General features: G+C 72.4%; 19 protein-coding genes. 8 read left to right on the plus strand and 11 right to left on the minus strand.

All coding sequences use genetic code 11. From position 1 onward, the window contains the following. Positions 1-338: 338 nt before the first annotated feature. From V3T34_RS14015 to V3T34_RS14025, 3 genes are all read left to right on the plus strand, one after another. A complete protein-coding gene (locus V3T34_RS14015) occupies positions 339-1,274 on the plus strand; it encodes a sugar kinase (RefSeq protein WP_305076922.1) in 936 nt (311 codons plus the stop codon). After that, entirely contained in the window at positions 1,271-1,915 is a 645-nt protein-coding gene (gene eda, locus V3T34_RS14020) for a bifunctional 4-hydroxy-2-oxoglutarate aldolase/2-dehydro-3-deoxy-phosphogluconate aldolase (protein ID WP_091881572.1), read from the plus strand. Before V3T34_RS14015 ends, eda begins: the two co-directional genes overlap by 4 nt. 191 nt (positions 1,916-2,106) lie before the next feature. Further along, positions 2,107-2,739, plus strand: coding sequence for a L,D-transpeptidase (locus V3T34_RS14025; protein ID WP_060846957.1), 633 nt, complete (start codon positions 2,107-2,109; stop codon positions 2,737-2,739). 157 nt (positions 2,740-2,896) lie between these two features. On the opposite strand, the gene V3T34_RS14030 is transcribed toward V3T34_RS14025, so the two are convergent. Continuing rightward, the gene (locus V3T34_RS14030; RefSeq protein ID WP_305076921.1) at positions 2,897-3,691 is read right to left on the minus strand and encodes an AraC family transcriptional regulator; all 795 of its coding nucleotides are present in this window, start codon (positions 3,689-3,691) and stop codon (positions 2,897-2,899) included. Positions 3,692-3,799: 108 nt separating this feature from the next. On the opposite strand from V3T34_RS14030, the gene V3T34_RS14035 reads away from it, so the two are divergent. Further along, positions 3,800-5,119 (plus strand): tetratricopeptide repeat protein, encoded by a 1,320-nt coding sequence (locus V3T34_RS14035; protein WP_305076920.1) that lies wholly within the window; start codon positions 3,800-3,802, stop codon positions 5,117-5,119. Positions 5,120-5,130: 11 nt separating this feature from the next. Continuing rightward, positions 5,131-6,354, plus strand: coding sequence for an MFS transporter (locus V3T34_RS14040; RefSeq protein ID WP_305076919.1), 1,224 nt, complete (start codon positions 5,131-5,133; stop codon positions 6,352-6,354). 8 nt (positions 6,355-6,362) lie between these two features. On the opposite strand, the gene V3T34_RS14045 is transcribed toward V3T34_RS14040, so the two are convergent. After that, a complete protein-coding gene (locus V3T34_RS14045) occupies positions 6,363-6,749 on the minus strand; it encodes a gamma-butyrobetaine hydroxylase family protein (RefSeq protein WP_091881561.1) in 387 nt (128 codons plus the stop codon). Between the two features lie 127 nt (positions 6,750-6,876). Between V3T34_RS14045 and moaA the strand changes: the two genes are divergently transcribed. Then, a complete protein-coding gene (gene moaA / locus V3T34_RS14050; protein ID WP_407942706.1) occupies positions 6,877-7,926 on the plus strand; it encodes a GTP 3',8-cyclase MoaA in 1,050 nt (349 codons plus the stop codon). Between the two features lie 23 nt (positions 7,927-7,949). Here the strand turns inward: moaA and V3T34_RS14055 are convergent, their stop codons facing one another. Then, complete coding sequence (locus V3T34_RS14055; protein WP_305076918.1) at positions 7,950-9,677, minus strand: chemotaxis protein; 1,728 nt, start codon at positions 9,675-9,677, stop codon at positions 7,950-7,952. Positions 9,678-9,881: 204 nt separating this feature from the next. Here V3T34_RS14055 and V3T34_RS14060 point away from each other — a divergent pair, with 204 nt between their 5' ends. Beyond that, positions 9,882-10,667, plus strand: a complete 786-nt coding sequence (locus V3T34_RS14060; protein ID WP_305076917.1) for a transporter substrate-binding domain-containing protein — start codon at positions 9,882-9,884, stop codon at positions 10,665-10,667. A gap of 124 nt (positions 10,668-10,791) precedes the next feature. Further along, positions 10,792-11,658 (plus strand): NAD(P)-dependent oxidoreductase, encoded by an 867-nt coding sequence (locus V3T34_RS14065; RefSeq protein WP_060846949.1) that lies wholly within the window; start codon positions 10,792-10,794, stop codon positions 11,656-11,658. A gap of 40 nt (positions 11,659-11,698) precedes the next feature. Here V3T34_RS14065 and glpK read toward each other — a convergent pair whose 3' ends face one another. The 8 genes from glpK to glpD all read right to left on the minus strand — a co-directional run bounded on the left by glpK (position 11,699) and on the right by glpD (position 21,015). Beyond that, complete coding sequence (gene glpK, locus V3T34_RS14070; protein WP_060846948.1) at positions 11,699-13,192, minus strand: glycerol kinase GlpK; 1,494 nt, start codon at positions 13,190-13,192, stop codon at positions 11,699-11,701. A 140-nt stretch (positions 13,193-13,332) separates the two neighbouring features. Then, complete coding sequence (locus tag V3T34_RS14075) at positions 13,333-15,078, minus strand: ABC transporter substrate-binding protein (RefSeq protein WP_091881550.1); 1,746 nt, start codon at positions 15,076-15,078, stop codon at positions 13,333-13,335. 110 nt (positions 15,079-15,188) lie between these two features. Beyond that, positions 15,189-15,470: a DUF2160 domain-containing protein gene (locus tag V3T34_RS14080; protein ID WP_060846946.1), complete on the minus strand. Its 282-nt coding sequence runs from the start codon at positions 15,468-15,470 to the stop codon at positions 15,189-15,191. A 15-nt stretch (positions 15,471-15,485) separates the two neighbouring features. Next, positions 15,486-16,283: a carbohydrate ABC transporter permease gene (locus tag V3T34_RS14085; RefSeq protein ID WP_305076915.1), complete on the minus strand. Its 798-nt coding sequence runs from the start codon at positions 16,281-16,283 to the stop codon at positions 15,486-15,488. Beyond that, positions 16,283-17,254 (minus strand): carbohydrate ABC transporter permease, encoded by a 972-nt coding sequence (locus V3T34_RS14090; RefSeq protein ID WP_060846944.1) that lies wholly within the window; start codon positions 17,252-17,254, stop codon positions 16,283-16,285. The genes V3T34_RS14085 and V3T34_RS14090 overlap by 1 nt, the downstream gene beginning before the upstream one ends. After that, a complete protein-coding gene (locus V3T34_RS14095; RefSeq protein ID WP_060846943.1) occupies positions 17,251-18,336 on the minus strand; it encodes an ABC transporter ATP-binding protein in 1,086 nt (361 codons plus the stop codon). The genes V3T34_RS14090 and V3T34_RS14095 overlap by 4 nt, the downstream gene beginning before the upstream one ends. Positions 18,337-18,350: 14 nt before the next feature. Beyond that, on the minus strand, positions 18,351-19,436 hold the full coding sequence (locus V3T34_RS14100; protein WP_305076914.1) for an ABC transporter ATP-binding protein: 1,086 nt from the start codon (positions 19,434-19,436) through the stop codon (positions 18,351-18,353). 22 nt (positions 19,437-19,458) lie between these two features. Next, positions 19,459-21,015 (minus strand): glycerol-3-phosphate dehydrogenase, encoded by a 1,557-nt coding sequence (glpD, locus tag V3T34_RS14105; protein ID WP_331369195.1) that lies wholly within the window; start codon positions 21,013-21,015, stop codon positions 19,459-19,461. Positions 21,016-21,133 lie beyond the last annotated feature (118 nt).

The following is a 21,133-nucleotide window of genomic DNA, read 5'->3' on the forward strand; positions in this document are numbered from 1 at the left end:
GCGTCTCCTCCAGATCGTTCAATAGCTGACCTTGCGTGCGGTTGCTGCCGTTACGACACGGTAAACCGTCCGCGCATGCCGCAGCCTCGCCGCGCCGGGGCCGGGGATGTGCCCGGGCTCCCCCGCCCCAGGCCCTTGATCGCGCCGCAACTTTCGCGGCGCGAGCGGTATCCAGCGCCGGCGGAGATGCTCTAGGGAAAGGGATGGACGCGGCGCGGGCCGCCCCGGACGCGCCGATGCCACCCCCACCAAAGGGGAAGGCGCGGACGGGGATGCCGGCGCGGACGATGCGCCACCCGGACGGAACGCCGTCCGCGCGCGGGAGGGGGACGGACACGATGACGACGAGGGTCGCCTGCATCGGCGAGTGCATGATGGAGCTGTCGGAGCGGCCCGACGGCAGCCTGCTGCGCGGCTACGGTGGCGATACGCTGAACACCGCCCTCTATCTCGCCCGCCTCGGCGTCGCGGTCGACTACGTGACGGCGCTCGGCGACGATCCGTGGAGCGAGGAGATGCGGGCGGCCTGGGCGGCCGAGGGCATCGGCACCGATCGGGTGCGCCGCCTGCCGGGCCGGATGCCCGGGCTCTACATCATCCGCACCGACGGATCCGGCGAGCGCAGCTTCCACTACTGGCGCGACAGCGCGGCCGCCCGCGACCTGTTCTCCGGCCCCGGCGCCGCCGAGACCCGGGCGGCGCTCGCCGGGTACGACCTCGTCTACGCCTCCGGCATCAGCCTGTCGCTCTACGGCGAGGACGGCCGGGCGGCCTTGGCCGAGACCTGCCGGGCCGTGCAGGCGAAGGGCGGGCGCGTCGCCTTCGACACCAATTACCGGCCCCGCGGCTGGCCCGACAAGGCGAAGGCACAGGAGGCTTTCCGCGCCGCGATGGCGGCGGCCGACCTGATCTTCGCCTCCACGGAAGACCTCGACTGGCTCTACGGGCCGGAGGGCGAGGCGGAGGTGCTGCGCCACCGCGGTCGCTGCGAGATCGTCCTGAAGGGCGGCGGCTCGCCCCCCGCCGTGCGGGTGCTCGCGGGCGGGGACGACGTGAGCGTGCCGGCCTCGCCCGTCGCCTCGGTCGTCGACACCACCGCGGCGGGCGACAGCTTCGCGGCCGCCTACATGGCGGCGCGCCTCGCCGGCCGGCCCCCCGCCGAGGCCGCCGCGCACGGCCACCGCCTCGCCGGCGCGGTGATCGGACACCGCGGCGCCGTGATTCCCCGGGCGGCGATGCCCGCCCTCCCCCCCGACCAGGACGACCAGCCATGACCGCCGAATCCCGCGCCCGCCGCCTCGACGCGCTGCTCGCCGCCTCGCCGGTGATCCCCGTCATCACCGTGCCGGAGCTCGCCCACGCGGTGCCGCTCGCCCGCGCCCTGGTGGCGGGGGGCATCACGACCCTCGAGATCACCCTGCGCACGCCGGTGGCCCGGGACGCGGCGCGGGCGATCATGGCGGAGGTGCCGGAGGCGGTGGTGGGCCTCGGCACGGTGCTGAATCCGGCCGACCTCCAGACCGCCCACGACCTCGGCGCCCGCTTCGCGCTGAGCCCCGGGGCGACGCCGGAGCTGCTGGCGGCCGCCGCCGCCAGCGACATGGTGTTCATGCCCGGCATCGCCACGCCCTCCGACCTGATGCAGGTGCTGGCCGCCGGCTTCACGGTGGCGAAGTTCTTCCCCGCGGTGCCGGCCGGCGGCATGGCGGCGCTCAAGGCGCTGGGCGGGCCCTTCCCGCAGGCCCGCTTCTGCCCGACCGGCGGCATCGGCGAGGCCGACGCCAAGGCCTGGCTCGCCCTGCCGAACGTCGCGGCGGTCGGCGGCTCCTGGCTGGCGCCGGAGGCCGAGATCCGCGCCGGCAACTTCGCCGCCATCACCGAGCGGGCCCGCCGGACGCTCGCCGCGCTGCAGTAACACGCGGGAAACGTGCCCGCGCCGCCCCGGTGTGGCGCGGGCACAACGCCAACTTCGCAACTGCGAAGCTTCGCCGGATTTAAGCTTGGCTTTGGATCGTGGGCGTTTACGGCTTGGCTATCGGTTCCGCCGTACGGTGCCGGACGCGTTCGAACCGTCCCGTCCCGCGCTTCCCCATCCGAGAGGCTTTCATGCGCCGCTTCGTTCCCGCCCTGGCCGGGCTGGCCTGCGCCGTCACCGCCTGGGCGGCGCCCGCCGCCGCCTACGAGATCGACCCGCTCACCCGCCAGCCCCTGGACCAGCCGCTCACCGTGACGGTGCGGTCCCCCGCCGCGGCTGCCGCCGCCGTCGATCCCCTCGACGCCGCGGTGCCGAAGCTGAGCCCGATCCCGCGCGAGACGGTGGCGTATGCCGGCCCCTACGGCGCCGGCACCATCGTGGTTTCGACCGCCGAGCGCCGGCTCTACTACGTGCTCGGCAACGGCCAGGCCCTGCGCTACGGCGTCGGCGTCGGCCGCCCGGGCTTCACCTGGAACGGCGTCCAGACCATCTCGATGAAGCGCGAGTGGCCGGATTGGCGCCCGCCGGCGCAGATGATCCGCCGCCGGCCCGACCTGCCGCGCCACATGAAGGGCGGCCCCGAGAACCCGCTCGGCGCCCGCGCGATGTATCTCGGCGGCTCGCTCTACCGCATCCACGGCTCCAACGAGCCCGAGACCATCGGCACCGCCGTCTCCTCCGGCTGCATCCGGATGACCAACGACGACGTGATGGACCTCTACACCCGCGCCAAGGTCGGCACGAAGGTGATCGTGCAGCGCTGATCCCCGGCGGATCGCGGTCGGATGTTTCGGAAAAAGGCCGGCCCTCGTGCCGGCCTTTTTAATGTCGAATGGTCCAGCATTCTCGACTGCATGGCGCCGGTCTCCCGTCCCCCGCAGAAGGGTGAGGGGAGAAAGCGCGAAATTTTCCGACGGTTCGTCACCCCCCGCCCCCCACCGGCCTCCCCCGCATGTAGGCCTGGGGCGCCGCGCCCATCTCGCGGCGAAAGGCGTACACGAAGGCCGAGGTCGAGCCGTAGCCGAGCGTCATCGCGGTGCGGGTCACGTCCATCCCGCCGCCCATCAGCTCGATCGCCTTGAACAGCCGCAGGCGCCGGCGCCAGGTGCGCAGGCTCATGCCGAGCTCGGCCTCGAAGCGGCGGGCGAGCGTGCGGCCCGACAGGCCGACGGCCCGGCCCCATTCCTCCGGCCCGCGGGCATCGGCCGGCGCGGCGTCGAGCGCCTCGCAGAGCGCAGCCAGCGGGCCCTCGCGCGGCCAGGGCAGGGCGCCGGGCAGGGGCGCGGCGCGGCGCAGCTGGTCGAGGATCAGGGCGGCGACGCGGCCGGCATAGCCGTCGTCGTCCGCCACCCCGTCGAGCGCCGCCGCCTCGACGATGAGGGCCTGGAGCAGGGGCGGGACGCCGAGCACCGTCGGCCCCCCGGGGAGCCCCGCCCCGGCCGCGTCGGCGATCCACAGGCTGCGGAACTCGGCGCCGAGCAGCGAACCGACCCGGTGCCGGTGTCCGGTCGGCAGCCACACCGCCTGCTCGGGCGAGATCACGAAGGAGCGGCCGTCCACCGCCACGGTCAGCACCCCGGAGACGGCGTAGACGACCTGGTGCCAGGCGTGGGCGTGTTCGGGAAAGGCGTGGCGCGCCGGGATCGACTGCACCCGCACCGTCAGCGGCCGCGGCGCCCGCGAGTCGGGCGGCGTCTCGATCGTCTCCCACCGCATGGCCGGGCTCCATTTTGGCCGCCAGTCTACAAGGCTTGTCGCCCCGTCGAAATACGGACAGCCGACGCTCGGCTATGCAGGGATGGTTCACCGTTCCAGGCCCCCGTCATGGCCCATCACGACCGCCGCTTCCTGCCGCTCTCGACCGCCTCCGACACCGCCGCCGCGCAGTACCGCGAGGGCATCGACCTGATGCTCGCCGCCTGGCCGGGCGCCGCCGAGGCGCTCGACGCGGCGATTGCGGCCGATCCCGGCTTCGCCCTGGCGCATGCCGCCCGGGCCCGCCTGCACGCGATGCGCGGCGAGCCGGCTGCGGCGCGGGCCTGCATCGCGGCCGCCGCCGAGCGGGTGGCGCGGGCCGGGACCGAGCGCGAGCGCAGACACGTCGCGGTGGTGGCGCTGGCGATCGAGGGCCGGTCGGGGGAGGCGCTGGAGCACGCGCTCGCCCATGCCGAGGCCTGGCCGCGCGACGCCTTGATCCTGTCGATGCCGCTCGGCGCCTTCGGGCTCCTGGCCTTCTCGGGGCGGGCCGACCACGACCAGGCCCGGGTCGATCTCTGCGAGCGCCATGCCGCGGCTTACGCCCCGGACGATTGGTGGTTCGCAATCTCACGCGGCTGGGCCCTGACCGAGAACGGCGCCGTGGCGCGGGGCCGGGCGCTGACCGAGCGGGGTTTTGGCCTGCGGCGGGAGAACGCCAACGGCGCCCACGCCCTGTCGCACGCGCTGTTCGAGGACGGGGCCGGGGCGGAGGCCGAGGCGCTGATCGCCGACTGGCTGCCGGGCTACGACCGCGCGGGCGTCCTGCACGGCCACATCGCCTGGCACGCCGCCCTCGCGGCGCTGGAGCGCGGCGACGCGCAAGCCGCCCTCGCCCTCTACGGCGCGCATGTCCGGCCGGGGGTGACGGCGGGTCTCGCCCTCAACGTCGTCACCGACGCGGTCTCGCTGCTCTGGCGCCTCTCGGCCTACGGCCACGCCGTCCCGGCGGGCCTGTGGGACGAGGTCCGGGCCTATGCGGAGCCGCGCTTCGGGGAGGCCGGATTCGGCTTTGCCGACGCGCATATGGGGCTGCTCGCCGCCGCGACCGGCGACCGGGCGGGCGCGGCGTCGCGCATCGCCGCCCTCACCGCCCTCGCCGAGGCCGGCACCCTGGCGGCGGGGCCGGTGGTGCCGGCGATCTGCCGCGCCGCCCTCGCCTTCGCGGACGAGGACTGGGATTCGTGCGTGCGCATCCTCGAACCCGTCGCCGCCGAGGTGGTGCGCCTCGGCGGCAGCGGCGCCCAGCGCGAGGTGATCGAGGACACGCTCCTCGTCGCCCTGATGCGCACCGGCAGGGCCGAGGCGGCGCGCACCCTCCTCGACGCCCGCCTCCACCGCCGCCCCTCGCCGCGCGATGCGCGCTGGCAGGCCCGGCTCACCGCCTGACGGGACGAACGATGTCGAACCCCGCCCTCCCCGCCGCGACGGACTCCGCCGGCTCCGCCCCGTCCGGCACCGGCAACGTCCTGCGCCTCGCCGTGGCGCAGGCGCTCGCCGGCGCCAACTCGGTCGTCGTCTACGCCACCGGCGCGGTGATCGGCAGCCAGCTGGCGCCGGACCCGGCCCTCGCCACCCTGCCGGTCTCGATCTTCGTCGTCGGCATGGCCGCCTGCACCCTGCCGGCCGGGCGCATCGCCCGCCGCCACGGCCGGCGCGCGGCGTTCCTCGCCGGCACCGGCTGCGGCGTGCTGGTCGGGCTCCTCGCGTCGCTCGCGGTGGTGCTCGGCTCGTTCTGGCTGTTCTGCCTCGCGACCTTCTTCGGCGGCGCCTACGCGGCGGTGGTCCTGTCCTTCCGCTTCGCCGCCGCCGATTGCGTCGCGCCGGAGCGCCGGCCGCGCGCCCTCTCGGCCGTGATGGCCGGCGGGGTCTTCGCCGGGATCATCGGGCCGCAGCTCGTCAGCCACACCATGGCCCTGTGGCCCGCCCACCTGTTCGCCGCGACCTTCCTGGCCCAGGCCGCGGTGGCGGCCCTCTCGGCTGTGGTGCTGGCCGGGGTGCGGCTGCCGGGCCCGACGAGCGCGGAGCTCTCGGGCGGTCGCCCCCTCGCGACGATCGCCCGCCAGCCCCGCTTCGTCACCGCGGTGGTGTGCGGGGTCGTGTCCTACCTGCTGATGAACTTCCTGATGACCGCGGCGCCGCTCGCCATGCACCTGTGCGGCCTGACGCAGGACGACGCCAATCTCGGCCTGCAATGGCACGTCATCGCCATGTACGCCCCGAGCTTCTTCACCGGGCGGCTGATCGCGCGCTTCGGGGCGCGCCACGTCGTGGCGGCGGGGCTCGCGCTCACCGGGGCTGCGGCCCTCGTCGGCCTGTCGGGGCTGGACCTCGCCCATTTCTGGGTCTTCCTGGTCCTCCTCGGGATCGGCTGGAACTTCGGCTTCGTCGGAGCCTCCGCGATGGTGCTCGAATGCCACCGGCCGGAGGAACGCACCCGGGTCCAGTCGCTCAACGACTTCGCGGTGTTCGGCACGATGGCGGTCGGCTCGTTCTCCTCCGGCGGGCTCCTGGCCCATTACGGCTGGGAGGTCGTCCTGTGGGTGTCGTTCGGGCCGCTCGCCCTGGCGGTCGCGGCGCTCGCCCTGGCAGCCGCCGCCCGGCCCGCCCCGGCGGTCGGCTGAGGGACGCCTCAGCGCCGCCGCGCTGGCTCGCGGCTCAAGTTGCGGGCCGCCAGCTCCTCCTCGTAGCGGGCAAACCGCGTCGCCCGCTCCTCGCCGAGGCGGCGCAGGAAGTCGAAGGCGTAGATCCCGGTATCGTGCATGTCGTCGAAGGTGAGCTTGACCGCGTAGTTGCCGACGGGCGCCACCGCCAGGATCTCGACCTCGCGCTTGCCGGGAATCCATTGCCGCTCGGAGGGGGCGTGGCCCTGGACCTCGGCCGAGGGACTCTCGACCCGCAGGTACTCCGCCGGGAGCGCGTAGGCCGCGCCGCTGGCATAGGCGACGTGGAGGGTGCGCTTGTCGCGCGAGAGCCGGATCTCGGTCGGCCAGTCGGCATCCGTGGTCGCGTCGGGCATGGGTCCGCGTCTCCCTGCTGCGCCGGCGTCGCTTGCCGGTCGGCCTGCGAGCGCTCATATGCAGACGGGACGCCGGCCGCCAGTGCCGCGCCCGAGGAAAGCCGTCTCCGTCGAGGATTGCAGCCGCATGTGGGGCCCCCGTACCGACGATCCGATGCCGGCGGCGTCCGTGCCGGCACGGCCCGCGCCGCTGATCGATCCGTTCCAGCGCGCCATCACCTACCTGCGCGTCTCGGTGACCGACCGGTGCGACCTGCGCTGCGTCTACTGCATGTCCGAGGACATGGCGTTCCTGCCCAAGCGCGACCTGCTCACGCTGGAGGAGCTGGACCGGGTCTGCTCGGTCTTCGTCGAGCGCGGCGTGAGGAAGCTGCGCATCACCGGCGGCGAGCCGCTGGTGCGGCGCGACATCATGCGGCTGTTCAGGAACCTCTCGCGCCACCTCGCCTCCGGCGCGCTGGAGGAGATGACGCTCACCACCAACGGCACCCGCCTGCGCCAGCACGCGGCCGAGCTGGCGGATCTCGGCATGCGCCGGATCAACGTCTCGCTCGACACCCTCGACCCGGAAAAATTCCGGGCGATCACCCGGCGCGGCGACCTCGACACGGTGCTCGACGGCATCGCGGCGGCCCGCGAGGCGGGCCTGAAGGTCAAGATCAATGCCGTGGCGCTGAAGGGCGTCAACGAGCACGAGATCCCGGCGATGCTCGACTGGGCCCACGGGCTCGGCATGGAGATGACGCTGATCGAGGTGATGCCGCTCGGCGACATCGAGCCCGACCGGGTCGACCAGTTCCTGCCGCTCTCGGTGGTGCGCGAGCGCCTGTCGGAGCGCTACACGCTCACGCCCCTGCCCGACCGCACCGGCGGCCCCGCCCGCTACGTGCGGGTGGAGGAGACCGGCGGGCGGCTCGGCTTCATCACGCCGCTCACCCACAATTTCTGCGAGAGCTGCAACCGGGTGCGCCTGACCTGCACCGGCCAGCTCTACCTGTGCCTCGGCCAGGAGGACGCCGCCGACCTGCGGGCGGCGCTCCGCGCCTCACCGGACGACGCCGTGGTGGCCGAGGCGATCCGGGAGGCGATCACCCGCAAGCCCAAGGGCCACGACTTCGTCATCGCCCGCCAGGCCAAGCCCGCGGTGGCGCGCCACATGAGCACGACGGGGGGCTGAAGGCCCGCTTCCCACCACCCCTCTCAGATCCGGAACCCCATCCTGAGCGCCCCCCAGTGCCGGCCGTGGACGCGGATCGGGCTCGCGACCTCGCGTAACGGTGGGCGGCCGGCCTCGTCCTGCGGGCAGGCCTGGACCAGGAAGGCCCGGGTCGAGCGGGCCGCCGACAGGCCGATGCGGTCGTCGTAGAGCCGGCGCTGGCGGGCGTGCAGGGCGTTCCAGGCCGGGTCGCCGGCCCGGGGCGCCTGGGCCCGGGCGCGGTTGTGGACCGGCGCGTAGCCGTTGCGGTCGACCGCGATGCAGAACGCCGTGCGCGGATCGGCGAGCAGCAGCGGCTCGAGGATCGGCGGCAGGATGTCTTCCAGTACCGGCACCGCGGCGGTGAGGTAGTGCGGCGGCTCGATGCCGGCGACCGGCCGGTAGGTGGTGTCGAACAGGGCCTGGCGGGTGAGCCGGCCCTCGGCCAGCACCTGCTCCAGCGCGGCACCGATGGAAGCGGCGCCGCCCGTCGCCGCCCCGATCAGCGGCCGGTTCTCCTCCTCGATCGCCACCAGGGCGTCGCGCATGCGCTCCTCGGAGACGGCGTCGGCGAGCGCGCAGTGCAGGCCCCGCGGGCTCGTGCCGACGACGAGGACCTGCATCCGGCCGGGACCGCGCAGGTCGAGGGACAGACGGGCGCCGACCGGCGCGGCGCAGCCCTCCGGCGGGGTCAGCAGCAGGCCGCCGCGGCTCACGTCGAGCACCCGCCCGAGGCCCCAGTTGCCGACCCGGACCGCGAGGTCGACCGGGTAGCGGTCGTGCTCGCGCCGGTCGCCGATCTCGGCCTGGCGCAGGGACGCCACGGTGCGCCCGGCGAGCCCCCCGGCGAGGCCCGCGATGCCGGCGCCGACCGATTGGGCGGTCTCCATCCGCCGGGCCGCCTCGCGGGCGGCGCTCGCCGCCGCATCGGCGTCGCGGTCGAGGAGGTCGGTCGCGGCGAAGAGGTCCTGCGCCGTCCCGGCGAGGTGCCGGGCGGTCGCCGCCTGGGCGGTCGCCGCCGCCTCGGCGGTGGCGACCGCCGGGCGCAGGCCGGCGAGCGAGGTCGCGACGCCGCCCGCCGCCACCGCCCCGGGGCCGGAGAGGCGGCGGTTGAGGGCGCGCACCGCCTCGACCGCCCGGGCGGCGTCCGCGGACAGGAGCTTGAACTCCTCCGCCATCTGCCAGAGCGTTTCGCCGCCGGTCCCGGCGCGGACGGCCTCGACGGTGGCGCCGAGGGCGAGGCGGTTGGCCTGGCGTGCCAGGGTCGCCACCGCCTCGACGAGGCGGGCGGAATCCTGGGCGGCCTCGACCATCTCGGTCTCGAGGACGCGGCTCTGGGCGTCGGTGCGTTCGAGGTGGCGGGCGGCCTGGACCAGCACCCCGGCGAGGCCGTCGGCCTCCTCGGCGAGCGTGTCGGCGGCGGCCCCGAGGGCGAGGCCCCGGGCGCCCGCCGTCCCGGCCCCGGCCGCGAGGGCGTCGAGGTTCCGGGCGAGGGCGGCGGCGTCCGAGGCCGCGGCGGCGGTCTCGGCGCAGCCGTCGCGGGCCGCGACCCCGACGGCGCGAGCGGCCCGCACCAGTTCCGCCTCGACCCGGTCGACGGCGTCGCGCCCGGCCCGGTCCGCGTCGCGCTCCGGCTCCCCGGCCGCCGGCCCGGCGACGGCGAGCGGGGGCAGGATCTCGACCGCGTCGGCGCGGTCGCGGGAGGGATGAGGCGGGCGGAAGCTCAGGCGCATGACCGGATGAGAGCGCGCGATTGTCTAAGGAGCAGTTAACCCTGACAGGGGGTTAGCGCCGGCGGGGCCGGGCGCCCGGCGGACCGCGCGAGTTGCGTCCGCGGGCGTCACCGTGGCAGGGTCCGCGCCGCCGTGCCCGATCCCGCATCGGGCCCGGTCCGAGATGCCCCCGGACGATCGTCCTCCACGAGAGAACCCTGCCGGATGAGCCGCCTGCTCTCCCGCCTCCTGCTCCTGTCGCTGCTGGCCGCCCCGCCGGCCCTCGCCGAGGATGCGCCCTCGCCGCCCCCGCCCTCCCCGGTGCGCATCGCCACCGAGGGCGGCCGTCCGCCGTTCAACTACGTCGAGGACGGCAAGCCGGCGGGATTCGAGGTCGACCTCGCCCGGGCCTTGTGCGCCGAGGCCCGGCTCACCTGCACGGTCGTGCTCCACCAGTGGGACGGCATCATCAAGGGCCTGGAGGCCGGCGAGTACGACGCCATCATGGCGGCGATGGCGATCACCCCGAAGCGGGCCGCCCGCATCGCCTTCACCAAGCCGTACCTGCGGGTTCCGTTCTCCTACGTGGCGCGGCGGGACTCCTCCCTGGCGAACCCGACCCCGGCGGCCCTGAAGGGGCTCACGATCGGCGTGGCGGCGCACGGGCCGCAGGTCGCCTTCCTGGAGCAGCGGGTGCCGGGCGCCACGATCCGTACCTTCGACACCCTCGCCGACGCGACCCTGGACCTGCGGGCCGGGCGGGTCGACCTGGTGCTCGGCGACAAGCTCGAGCTCACCACCTTCCTCTCCCGGCCCGAGGGCGAGGCCTGCTGCCGCCTCGTCGGCGACGTGCCGGCCGGCGAGCCGCTGCTCGGCGAGGGCGCCGGCATCGGCCTGCGCAAGGGCGACACCGCCCTGCGCGAGGCCTTCGACCGCGCGCTCGCGGCGCTCGACGCCGATGGGCGCTACGACCGCATCCGGGCGAAATACGTCCCGTTCGACACGAAGTGACGGATCGGCCCTCCCCGGGCGCGATCGTGCGGGGAGAGGCGGCGCGCCGGTTTGACGGGCGTGGGCGCGGCTCACTACACCGGGGGCCGAGCGCCGCGGGACGACGGCGTGGGAGGACGAGCGCATGGCAAAGGTCGCGTTTCTGGGTCTCGGCGTGATGGGGGGGCCGATGGCCCGCCACCTCGCCGCCAAGGGCCATGACGTCACGGTCTACAACCGCACCAAGGCCAAGGCCGACGAGTGGGTGGGTGCCCATGGCGGCAAGGCCGCGGCGACGCCCCGCGAGGCGGCGGAAGGCCAGGAGATCGTCTTCGCCTGCGTCGGCAACGACGACGACCTGCGCCAGGTCACCACCGGGCCGGACGGCGCCTTCTCGGCGATGGGCAAGGGCACGGTCTTCGTCGATCACACCACCGCCTCGGCGGAGGTCGCCCGCGAGCTCGCGGCGGCGGCCGAACAGGCCGGCTTCGGCTTCATCGACGCCCCGGTCTCCGGCGGCCAAGCGGGCGCCGAGAACGGCGTGCTGACGGTCATGTGCGGCGGCGACGCGGAGACCTTCGCGCGGGTCGAGCCGGTGATCGGGTCGTATGCCCGCGCCTGCCGGCTGCTGGGGCCCGTCGGCGCCGGCCAGCTCGCCAAGATGATGAACCAGATCTGCATCGCGGGCCTCGTCCAGGGCCTGTCGGAGGCGGTGCATTTCGGCAAGCGGGCCGGGCTCGACATTGAGGCGGTGCTCGACGTGATCTCCAAGGGCGCCGCCGGCTCCTGGCAAATGGAGAACCGCGGCAAGACCATGAACGAGGGCAAGTTCGAGTTCGGCTTCGCCGTCGACTGGATGCGCAAGGACCTGTCGATCGTGCTCGCCGAGGCCCGCCGCAACAAGGCCAGGCTGCCGGTGACGGCTTTGGTCGACCAGTTCTACGCCGACGTGCAGAGCCTGGGCGGCGGGCGCTGGGACACGTCGAGCCTGCTCGCGCGGCTGGAGAAGTAGGAACGGAAAGGGGGCCGAAAGGCCCCCTTCTCTTATCGCCCTACTTCCCCACCAGGCAGCTCACGGCCTTGCGCCAGCCGGCGAGCCGACGCTCTCGCATGGTCGGCTCCATCGCCGGGGCGAAGCGGCGCTCCAGGCGCCAATGGTCGGCGAAGTGCTCGGGCTCCGGGTAGAGGCCGCAGGCCAGCCCCGCGAGGTAGGCGGCGCCCAAGGCGGTCGTTTCCTTCACCTCGGGCCGGTCGACCGGGGCGGCCAGCAGGTCGGCGAGGCGCTGCATCGTCCAGTCGGAGGCGACCATGCCGCCATCGACCCTGAGCACCGTGGCGCTCCCCTCCCCGTCCGGCCAGTCGGCCCGCATGGCGGCCAGGAGGTCGGCGGTCTGATAGCACACGCTCTCGAGCGCGGCGCGGGCGAGCTCGGCCGGGCCGGTGCCGCGGGTCAGTCCGAACAGGGCGCCGCGGGCGTCGGGCTCCCAGTGGGGCGCGCCGAGTCCGACGAAGGCCGGCACAAGATAGACCTCCTGCGCCGGGTCGGCCCGCTCGGCGAGCGCCCCGGTCTCGGCCGCCGATTCGATGATTCCGAGCCCGTCGCGCAGCCACTGCACCGCCGCACCGGCGACGAAGATCGAGCCTTCGAGCGCGTAGGTACGCCGGCCGTTCAGCTGGTAGGCGATGGTGGTGAGGAGCTTGTTCTTCGAGGCGACCGGCTGGTCGCCGGTGTTGAGGAGGGCAAAGCACCCGGTGCCGTAGGTCGACTTGACCATGCCGGGCCGGAAGCAGGCCTGGCCGACCACCGCCGCCTGCTGGTCGCCGGCCACGCCCCGGATCGGGATCGACGCGCCGAACAGCGCCGGGTCGGTCTCGCCGAAATCGCCGGAGGAATCGCGCACCTCCGGCAGCATCGAGGCCGGGACGCCCAGGAGCGCCATCAGCTCCTCGTCCCAGGCGCCGCGATGGATGTCGAAGAGGAGCGTGCGCGAGGCGTTGGTGGCGTCGGTGACGTGGAGCCGCCCACCGGTGAGGCGCCACAGCAGGTACGAATCGACGGTGCCGAAGGCGAGCTCGCCGGCCTCGGCCCGGGCGCGGGCGCCGGGCACGTTGTCGAGGATCCAGGCGATCTTGGTGCCGGAGAAGTAGGGGTCGAGGATCAGGCCGGTCCTGGCCGTGACCAGCGGCTCGTGGCCGGCCTCCTTCAGGCGGGCGCAGATCCCGGCCGAGCGCCGGTCCTGCCACACGATGGCCCGGTGCACCGCCTCGCCGGTGCGCTTGTCCCAGACCAGCGTCGTCTCGCGCTGGTTGGTGATGCCGATCGCCGCGATGTCCCGCGCCGTCACCCCGGCCTGCTTCATCGCCGCCCGGCAGGTCTCGAGGGTCGTGCGCCAGAGGTCCTCCGGCTCGTGCTCGACCCAGCCCGAAGCCGGGAAATGCTGCGGGAACTCCGCCTGGGCGAGGCCGGCGATCGAGGTGTCGGGCCGGAACAGCAGGGCGCGCGAGGAGGTGGTGCCCTGGTCGATGGCGAGGATGAGGGAGGACATCGGTTCTGCGCTCGTCGGAGGGGTGGAGGTTCCGCCGTGACGGTTTCCCTCGCGACGCGCGCGGCGGTTGCCGCCATCCTGGCGAGACCCGGATCATCGCGGAAGGGAGCCGGGGCTTGAGCGCCCCGGCTCCCTCGGCGTCAGCCGCGCTTCGGAGGCGAAGCCGGCCAGCTCTTGATCAGGGTGTCGTAGTCGATCGTCTCACCCTTCGGCTTCTCGTCGGCGAGCTTGCGCTGGGGCGCCAGCGTGCCGTCCTTCTTGGCCTGCTCGTACCAGTGCTCGGCCGAGGTCTTGGGGTTGAGCTTCGGGCCGCACTCGCCCTGGACCTTGGAGCGCTCGAGGCGCGCCATCACGTCGTCCTGGGCGTTGGCGAGCGCGTCCATCGCCGCCTGCGGGGTCTTGGCGCCCGAGGAGGCGTCGCCGATGTTCTGCCACCACAGCTGGGCGAGCTTGGGGTAGTCCGGCACGTTCACGCCGGTCGGGGTCCACTGCGTGCGGGCCGGCGAGCGGTAGAACTCGACCAGGCCGCCGAGCTTCGGCGCCCGCTCGGTGAAGGACTTGTCCCAGATGTCGCTCTCGCGGATGAAGGTGAGGCCGACATGGCTCTTCTTCAGGCTGACCGACTTCGAGACGATGAACTGCTGGTAGAGCCAGGCCGCCTTGCGGCGCTCGAGCGGGGTCGACTTCAGCAGGGTGAGCGAGCCGGCATCCTGGTAGCCGAGCTTCATGCCCTCCTTCCAGTACGGGCCCTTCGGCGAGGGCGCCATGCGCCACTTCGGCGTGCCGTCCTGGTTCATCACCGGCAGGCCGGGCTTGACCATGTCGGCGGTGAAGGCGGTGTACCAGAACATCTGCTGGGCGACGTTGCCCTGCGACGGCACCGGACCCGATTCGGAGAAGGTCATGCCGGCGGCCTGGGGCGGGGCGTACTTCTTCAGCCACTCGACGTACTTCGTCACCGAGTAGACCGCGGCCGGGCCGTTGGTGTCGCCGCCGCGCTCGATCGAGGAGCCGACCGGGCGGCAGCCCTCCATGCGGATGCCCCACTCATCGACCGGCTTGCCGTTCGGAAGGCCCTTGTCGCCGTTGCCGGCCATCGACAGCCACGCGTCGGTGAAGCGCCAGCCGAGGGACGGGTCCTTCTTGCCGTAGTCCATGTGGCCATAGACCTTGACGCCGTCGATCTCCTTCACGTCGTTGGTGAAGAATTCGGCGATGTCCTCGTAGGCCGACCAGTTGACCGGCACGCCGAGCTCGTAGCCGTACTTGGCCTTGAACTTCTGCTTGAGGTCGGCACGGGTGAACCAGTCGTAGCGGAACCAGTACAGGTTGGCGAACTGCTGGTCGGGCAGCTGGTAGAGCTTGTTATCCGGGCCGGTACCGAAGGACTTGCCGATGAAATCGTCGAGGTCGAGGGTCGGCGAGGTGACGTCCTTGGCCTCACCGGTCATGAAGTCGGAGAGCGCCACGGTCTGGCCGTAGCGGAAATGGGTGCCGACGAGGTCGGAATCATTGATCCAGCCGTCGTAGATGTTCTTGCCCGACTGCATCTGGGTCTGGATCTTCTCGACCACGTCGCCCTCCTGCAGGAGGTCGTGGCGCACCTTGATCCCGGTGATCTCCGAGAAGGCCTTCGCCAGCGTGCGGGCCTCGTACTCGTGCGTGGTGATGGTCTCGGAGACGAAGTTGATCTCCATGCCGGCGAAGGGCTTCGCCGCATCGATGAACCACTGCATCTCCTTGAGCTGCTCTTCCTTCGACAGGGTCGAGGGCTGGAACTCGGTGTCGACCCAGCGCTTGGCCTCCTCCATGCCGGCGAAGGCGTGGCCGGCGGCGAGGCTGAGCGCCAGCGCGCTCGCGGCGGTGAGCAGAGTGTGGCGTTTCATGGATGGTCCCTCCCTGGTGGATTGTTCGCCGGGCCTGCCCGGGCGGGCCCGTCGGTCTCTTTTGGTCTTGCGCATCGCTCCGTGACGAAGCGATGTCGCGGCCGGACGCCTCAGGCGAAGCGGAACATCGCCGCGCCGTAGACGAGCGAGAGCGCGAGCGCCCATTCGAGGCTCGGGCCGACGAGGCCGAGCCAGGCGAGATTGATGAAGGCGGTACCGACCAGCGTCAGAAACAGCCGGTCGCCCCGGGTCGTCGGGATCCGCAGGATCCCGACCTTCTCGGTCTCCGGCCGCCAGACGGCGAGCGCGGTCATCAGGGCGAGAAGGCCGGCGATGACCGCGAAGAACACGGCGGTCTGCCAGGTCCAGGCCATCCAGGCGAAATCAGGCATCTTGGCTCTCCCCGATCACACCCGGCCGAGGGCGAAGCCCTTGGCGATGTAGTTGCGCACGAACCAGATCACGAGGGCGCCCGGCACGATGGTGAGGACACCGGCCGCGGCGAGCAGGCCCCAATCCATGCCGGCGGCCGAGACCGTGCGGGTCATGGTGGCGGCGATGGGCTTGGCGTCGACCGAGGTGAGGGTGCGGGCGAGCAAGAGCTCGACCCAGGAGAACATGAAGCAGAAGAAGGCGGCGACGCCGATGCCCGACGCGATCAGCGGCATGAAGATCTTCGTAAAGAAGCGCGGGAACGAGTAGCCGTCGATCGCCGCGGTCTCGTCGATCTCGCGGGGCACGCCCGACATGAAGCCTTCGAGAATCCACACCGCCAGCGGCACGTTGAACAGGCAGTGGGCCAGCGCCACGGCCCAGGGCGTGTCGAACAGGCCGACCGCCGAGTAGAGGTTGAAGAACGGCAGCGCGAACACCGCCGGCGGCGCCATCCGGTTCGAGAGCAGCCAGAAGAACAGGTGCTTGTCGCCGATGAAGCTGTAGCGCGAGAAGGCGTAGGCCGCCGGCAGCGCCAGGCCGATCGACAGCACCGTGTTGATCGCCACGTAGGACAGCGAGTTCAGGTAGCCGCCGTACCAGCTCGGGTCGGTGAAGATCCGGATGTAGTTGTCGAACGTGATCGCATGCGGCCAGAGCGTCATGCCGGAATTGATTTCCTGGTTGGTCTTCAGGCTCATGTTCACGAGCCAGTAGATCGGGACCATCAGGAACAGGAGATAGAGCGTCATCACGACGTGGCGCGGGCGCATCAGGCGGCCCTCCGGTCGAGCGGGATGGTGGTGGCCTGGGGCAGGCTGCCGGAGGCGGCCGCGTCCGCGGGATCGTCGGCCAGCACCGTGCGGTTGCCGGCGTCCACGTTGGTCATCACGGTGTAGAACACCCAGCAGACGCTCAGGATGATCAGGTTGTAGACCAGCGACATCGCCGCCGCCCGGCCGAGGTCGAACTGGCCCAGCGCCAGCTTGACGAGGTCGATCGACAGGAAGGTCGTGGCGTTGCCGGGCCCGCCGCCGGTGAGCACGAAGGGCTCGGTGTAGATCATGAACGAGTCCATGAAGCGCAGCAGCACGGCGATGAGCAGGACCCGGCGCATCTTCGGCAGCTGGATGGTGCGGAAGATCGCCCACTGGCTCGCCCCGTCGATGCGGGCGGCCTGGTAGTAGGCGTCGGGGATCGACTTGAGGCCGGCATAGCACAGCAGCGCGACGAGGCTCGTCCAGTGCCAGACGTCCATGGTCACGATGGTGACCCAGGCGGCGAGCGCCGAGCCGGCGTAGTTGTAGTCGATGCCGAGGCCGTTGAGGGTCGCGCCCAACAGCCCGATATCGGTGCGGGCGAAGACCTGCCAGATCGTGCCGACGACGTTCCACGGGATGAGGAGCGGCAGCGCCATCAGCACGAGGCAGAAGGCGACCGAGCGGCCCTCCCGCGGCATCGACAGCGCCACCGCGATGCCGAGCGGCACCTCGATCGCCAGGATGATCGCGGAAAAGAGCAGGTTGCGCCACAGCGAATCGAAGAAGCGCTCGCCGAACTGGCTCGACGGGTCGAGCAATTCCTGGAACCAGCCGAGGCCGTTCCAGAAGAACTGGTTGTTCCCGAACGTGTCCTGGAACGAGTAGTTGACCACCGTCATCAGCGGCAGCACCGCCGAGAAGGCGACGACGGCGAAGACCGGCAGGACGAGGAGCCAGGCCTTCTGGTTGACGGTCTTGGTCATGCGGCCTCTCCCGGCACCAGGGCGCCGTCGGCGTAGATGTGGATCTGGCGCGGATCGAGGGCCAGCGCCGCTTCCGCTCCGTCGAGGCTCTGGCCCTCCGCCACCGTGGCGACGAGGGAGCGCCCCCCCAGCTCGACCCGGGCGAGGCGCTGGCGGCCGATATCGTCGATGCGCTTGACCTGCACCGGGAGCCCGAGGCCCTTGGGCGCCAGATGCACGTATTCGGGCCGCACACCGAGCTCGATGCGCTTGCCCTTGGGCAGCTCCGGATAGTGGCGCGCGAGCGGGATGGCGTGGCCCTCGATCGTCGCGGTCGCGCCCTGCACCTCGGCCGGCAGCAGGTTCATGCCGGGCGAGCCGATGAAGTGGCCGACGAAGGTGTGGGCCGGGCGCTCGAACAGCTCGTCCGGCGTGCCGGTCTGCACCACCGCCCCGTCATGCATCACCACCACCGTGTCGGCGAAGGTCAGCGCCTCGGTCTGGTCGTGGGTGACGTAGATCATCGTCAGGTCGAGCTTGCGGTGAAGCTCCTTCAGGGTCGAGCGCAGCTGCCATTTCAGGTGCGGGTCGATGACGGTGAGCGGCTCGTCGAACAGGATCGCCGCCACGTCCGGGCGCACGAGGCCCCGGCCGAGCGAGATCTTCTGCTTCATGTCCGCCGTCAGGTTGTTGGCGCGGCGGTCCAGCACCCGGGTGAGATCGAGAAGCCCGGCGATCTCCTCGACCCGCGACCGGATGGTGGCCGGCGCCACGCGCCGGTTCTTCAACGGGAAGGCCAGGTTCTCGCGCACCGTCATGGTGTCGTAGACGACCGGGAACTGGAACACCTGGGCGATGTTGCGCCCCTCGGTCGGCACCGTGGTGACGTCGCGGTCGTCGAACAGGATGCGGCCGCGGGTCGGGACGACGAGGCCCGAGATGATGTTGAGCAACGTGGACTTGCCGCAGCCCGACGGCCCGAGCAGCGCGTAGGCGCCGCCCTGGCGCCAGACGTGGTCGATCTCCTTCAGGGCGTAATCCTGAGGGCCTTGCGGGTTCGGGCCGTAGGCGTGGGCGAGATGGTCGAGGGTGATGCGGGCCATGGATCCCCTCCGTCTCAGGCGGCCGCCGGCAGGTCGAAGGCGGCGGTGCGGCCGCTCTCGTCGAACACCAGGGCGTGGCGGGGGTCGAGATAGGCGGTCACCGCCGTGCCGGGCTCGAGCCGGCGCACGCCGGCGACCAGCGCGATCAGGCGGCTCTCGCCGGCATCGACGTGAACGTAGCTCTCCGAGCCGGTGATCTCGGCGACCGAGACGGTGGCGGGCAGCGCGATCGCCTCCGCGGGCAGCGGATCGAGGGCGAGGTGGTGGGCGCGAAACCCGATCGTGTAGGCGCCGTCCGGCACGCTCGCGAGCGGGCCGGTCGCCCGGATCTGGCCGCCGGTCGGCAGGGTGACCCGGCCGCCGCCCTTCACGATCCGCAGGGTGTTGAGCGGCGGGTCGGAGAAGACCTTTGCCGTGACGAGGTCGTCGGGCCGGCGGTAGACGTCCGGCGTCGGGCCGACCTGCGTGACGCGGCCCTGGTGCAGGGTGGCGGTGCGCCCGCCGAGCATCAGGGCCTCGGCCGGCTCGGTGGTGGCGTAGACGAAGATCGCGCCGGTGGCCGCGAAGATGCGCGGCAGCTCCTCGCGCAGTTCCTCGCGCAGCTTGTAGTCGAGGTTCGCCAGCGGCTCGTCCATCAGCACGAGGTCGGCGCGCTTGCAGAGCGCGCGGGCGATGGCGGTGCGCTGCTGCTGGCCGCCCGACAGTTCGAGGGGCTTGCGCTTCAAGTAGGGGGTGAGCCGCAGCAGGCCCGCCGCCTCCTGCACCCGCGCCTCGATCTCGCCCTTCGCCACGCCCGCCACCCGCATCGGCGAGGCGATGTTCTCGTAGACCGAGAGGGACGGGTAGTTGATGAATTGCTGGTAGACCATCGCGACGTTGCGGCGCTGCACCGGCAGGCCGGTCACGTCCTTGCCGTCGGCGACGATCCGGCCCTCGCTCGGGGCCTCGAGGCCGGCCATCAGGCGCATCAAGGTGGTCTTGCCGGCCAGCGTCTGGCCGAGCAGCACGTTGAGCGAGCCCTTCGGCAACGTCAGGCTGACGTCGCGGATATGGGTCTCGGGGCCGACCCGCTTGGTGACGTTCTCCAGGATCAGGGTCATGGCGCCCTCCCGTCTCTTCTTGTCAGGCCGCGTTGGGGGCGGCGGCGGCGCGGCGCATGAACTCGTCGAGGGCTTCGGCCTCGGCGGGGTTGACCCTAAGACCGAGCTTCGAACGGCGCCAGAGCACGTCCTCGGCGCGCGATGCCCATTCGCGGCGCATCAGGTGGCGCACCTCGCGCTCGGTGAGGTCGGCGCCGAACAGCCGGCCGAGATCGGCCATGGAGCGGGCCCCGCTCAGGATCTCGCGGGCGTCGGTGCCGTAGGCCCGCACCAGCCGGGCGACCAGCGCCTCCGGCACGCCGGGATGCTGGCGCGCGAGCCCCGCCACGATGTCGTCGTAGCTCTCCTTCGGGAAGTTGCCGCCCGGCAGGACGGCGCCCGAGGTCCAGGGCTCTTTACGCGCCGCCGGCAGGTGGTCCTTCAGGCGGTCGAGCGCCGATTCGGCGAGGCGGCGATAGGTGGTGATCTTGCCGCCGAAGACCGAGAGCATCGCCGGCTGGCCCTGCGGCGCGTCGAGGGTCAGCACGTAGTCGCGGGTGGCTTCCTGGGCCTTCGAGGCGCCGTCGTCGTAGAGCGGGCGCACGCCCGAATAGGTCCACACCACCTCGTCGCGGGTGACCGGATCGCGAAAGTACTCGCTGGCGGCGGCGCAGAGATAGGCGATCTCCTCCTCGCTCGCCTTCACGTCGGCGGGGTCGCCCGTGTAGTCGCGGTCGGTGGTACCGATCAGCGTGAAGTCGCGCTCGTAGGGGATCGCGAAGATGATGCGCTGGTCGGCGTTCTGGAAGATGTAGGCCCGGTCGTGCCGGAACAGGCGCCGCACCACGATGTGGCTGCCCTGGACGAGGCGCACGCCCTCCGAGGAATTGGCCCGCGCCACGCCGGTGAGCACGTCGGCGACCCAGGGGCCGGCGGCGTTGACGAGGGTGCGCACCCGCACCGTGTCGCGGGCCCCGGTCTCCCGGTCCTCGACCGTCAGCTCCCACAGGCCGCCGCTGCGCGCGGCGGTGACGACCCGGGTGCGCGGGCGGATCACCGCGCCGCGCTCGGCGGCGTCGCGGGCGTTCAGCACCACGAGGCGCGAATCCTCGACCCAGCAATCCGAATATTCGAAAGCGCGGCGAAAGCCGGTTTTGAGCGGTTCGCCGGCCGGATCGCGGGTGAGGTCGAGGGTGCGGGTGCCGGGCAGGCGCTTGCGGCCGCCGAGGTTGTCGTAGAGCAGGAGCCCGAGGCGCAGGAGCCAGCCGGGGCGCAGGCCGGAATGGTGCGGCAGCACGAAGCGCAGCGGCCAGACGATGTGGGGCGCCATGCCCCACAGGACCTCGCGCTCCATCAGGGCCTCGCGGACCAGGCGGAACTCGTAATGCTCCAGGTAGCGCAGGCCGCCGTGGATCAGCTTGGTCGAGGTCGAGGAGGTGCCGCTGGCGAGGTCGTTCTGCTCGAACAGCACCACAGAGGCGCCGCGGCCCACCGCGTCGCGGGCGATGCCGCAGCCGTTGATGCCGCCACCGATCACCGCGAGGTCGAACACCCCGCGCGTATCGCCGGGCTGCTGCCTGGGGGCCAAGCTGGGGGCCAAGGCCACCTCCCTGTCGGAGCCTTTCGGCTCTTTCGTTTGCATCCTGGCGCGAATCTAGACGCGGGCGCGGATCGACGCAAGCGAAACCGAAAGCGAACGGGTGCGAACGAAAGTCGAT

This window comes from Methylobacterium ajmalii, from assembly GCF_036448855.1.
In the GTDB taxonomy this organism is placed as follows: domain Bacteria; phylum Pseudomonadota; class Alphaproteobacteria; order Rhizobiales; family Beijerinckiaceae; genus Methylobacterium; species Methylobacterium ajmalii.

What these genes read in the sequence shown, in the direction of transcription:
- V3T34_RS14060 (WP_305076917.1), top strand. Translation starts at nt 9,882, where the DNA reads ATGAGCCGCCTGCTCTCCCGCCTCCTGCTCCTGTCGCTGCTGGCCGCC.
- V3T34_RS14080 (WP_060846946.1), bottom strand. Translation starts at nt 15,470, where the DNA reads ATGCCTGATTTCGCCTGGATGGCCTGGACCTGGCAGACCGCCGTGTTC.
- V3T34_RS14015 (WP_305076922.1), top strand. Translation starts at nt 339, where the DNA reads ATGACGACGAGGGTCGCCTGCATCGGCGAGTGCATGATGGAGCTGTCG.
- V3T34_RS14090 (WP_060846944.1), bottom strand. Translation starts at nt 17,254, where the DNA reads ATGACCAAGACCGTCAACCAGAAGGCCTGGCTCCTCGTCCTGCCGGTC.
- eda (WP_091881572.1), top strand. Translation starts at nt 1,271, where the DNA reads ATGACCGCCGAATCCCGCGCCCGCCGCCTCGACGCGCTGCTCGCCGCC.
- V3T34_RS14085 (WP_305076915.1), bottom strand. Translation starts at nt 16,283, where the DNA reads ATGCGCCCGCGCCACGTCGTGATGACGCTCTATCTCCTGTTCCTGATG.
- glpK (WP_060846948.1), bottom strand. Translation starts at nt 13,192, where the DNA reads ATGTCCTCCCTCATCCTCGCCATCGACCAGGGCACCACCTCCTCGCGC.
- V3T34_RS14095 (WP_060846943.1), bottom strand. Translation starts at nt 18,336, where the DNA reads ATGGCCCGCATCACCCTCGACCATCTCGCCCACGCCTACGGCCCGAAC.
- V3T34_RS14045 (WP_091881561.1), bottom strand. Translation starts at nt 6,749, where the DNA reads ATGCCCGACGCGACCACGGATGCCGACTGGCCGACCGAGATCCGGCTC.
- V3T34_RS14075 (WP_091881550.1), bottom strand. Translation starts at nt 15,078, where the DNA reads ATGAAACGCCACACTCTGCTCACCGCCGCGAGCGCGCTGGCGCTCAGC.
- V3T34_RS14100 (WP_305076914.1), bottom strand. Translation starts at nt 19,436, where the DNA reads ATGACCCTGATCCTGGAGAACGTCACCAAGCGGGTCGGCCCCGAGACC.
- moaA (WP_407942706.1), top strand. Translation starts at nt 6,877, where the DNA reads ATGTGGGGCCCCCGTACCGACGATCCGATGCCGGCGGCGTCCGTGCCG.
- V3T34_RS14035 (WP_305076920.1), top strand. Translation starts at nt 3,800, where the DNA reads ATGGCCCATCACGACCGCCGCTTCCTGCCGCTCTCGACCGCCTCCGAC.
- V3T34_RS14065 (WP_060846949.1), top strand. Translation starts at nt 10,792, where the DNA reads ATGGCAAAGGTCGCGTTTCTGGGTCTCGGCGTGATGGGGGGGCCGATG.
- V3T34_RS14055 (WP_305076918.1), bottom strand. Translation starts at nt 9,677, where the DNA reads ATGCGCCTGAGCTTCCGCCCGCCTCATCCCTCCCGCGACCGCGCCGAC.
- V3T34_RS14030 (WP_305076921.1), bottom strand. Translation starts at nt 3,691, where the DNA reads ATGCGGTGGGAGACGATCGAGACGCCGCCCGACTCGCGGGCGCCGCGG.
- V3T34_RS14040 (WP_305076919.1), top strand. Translation starts at nt 5,131, where the DNA reads ATGTCGAACCCCGCCCTCCCCGCCGCGACGGACTCCGCCGGCTCCGCC.
- V3T34_RS14025 (WP_060846957.1), top strand. Translation starts at nt 2,107, where the DNA reads ATGCGCCGCTTCGTTCCCGCCCTGGCCGGGCTGGCCTGCGCCGTCACC.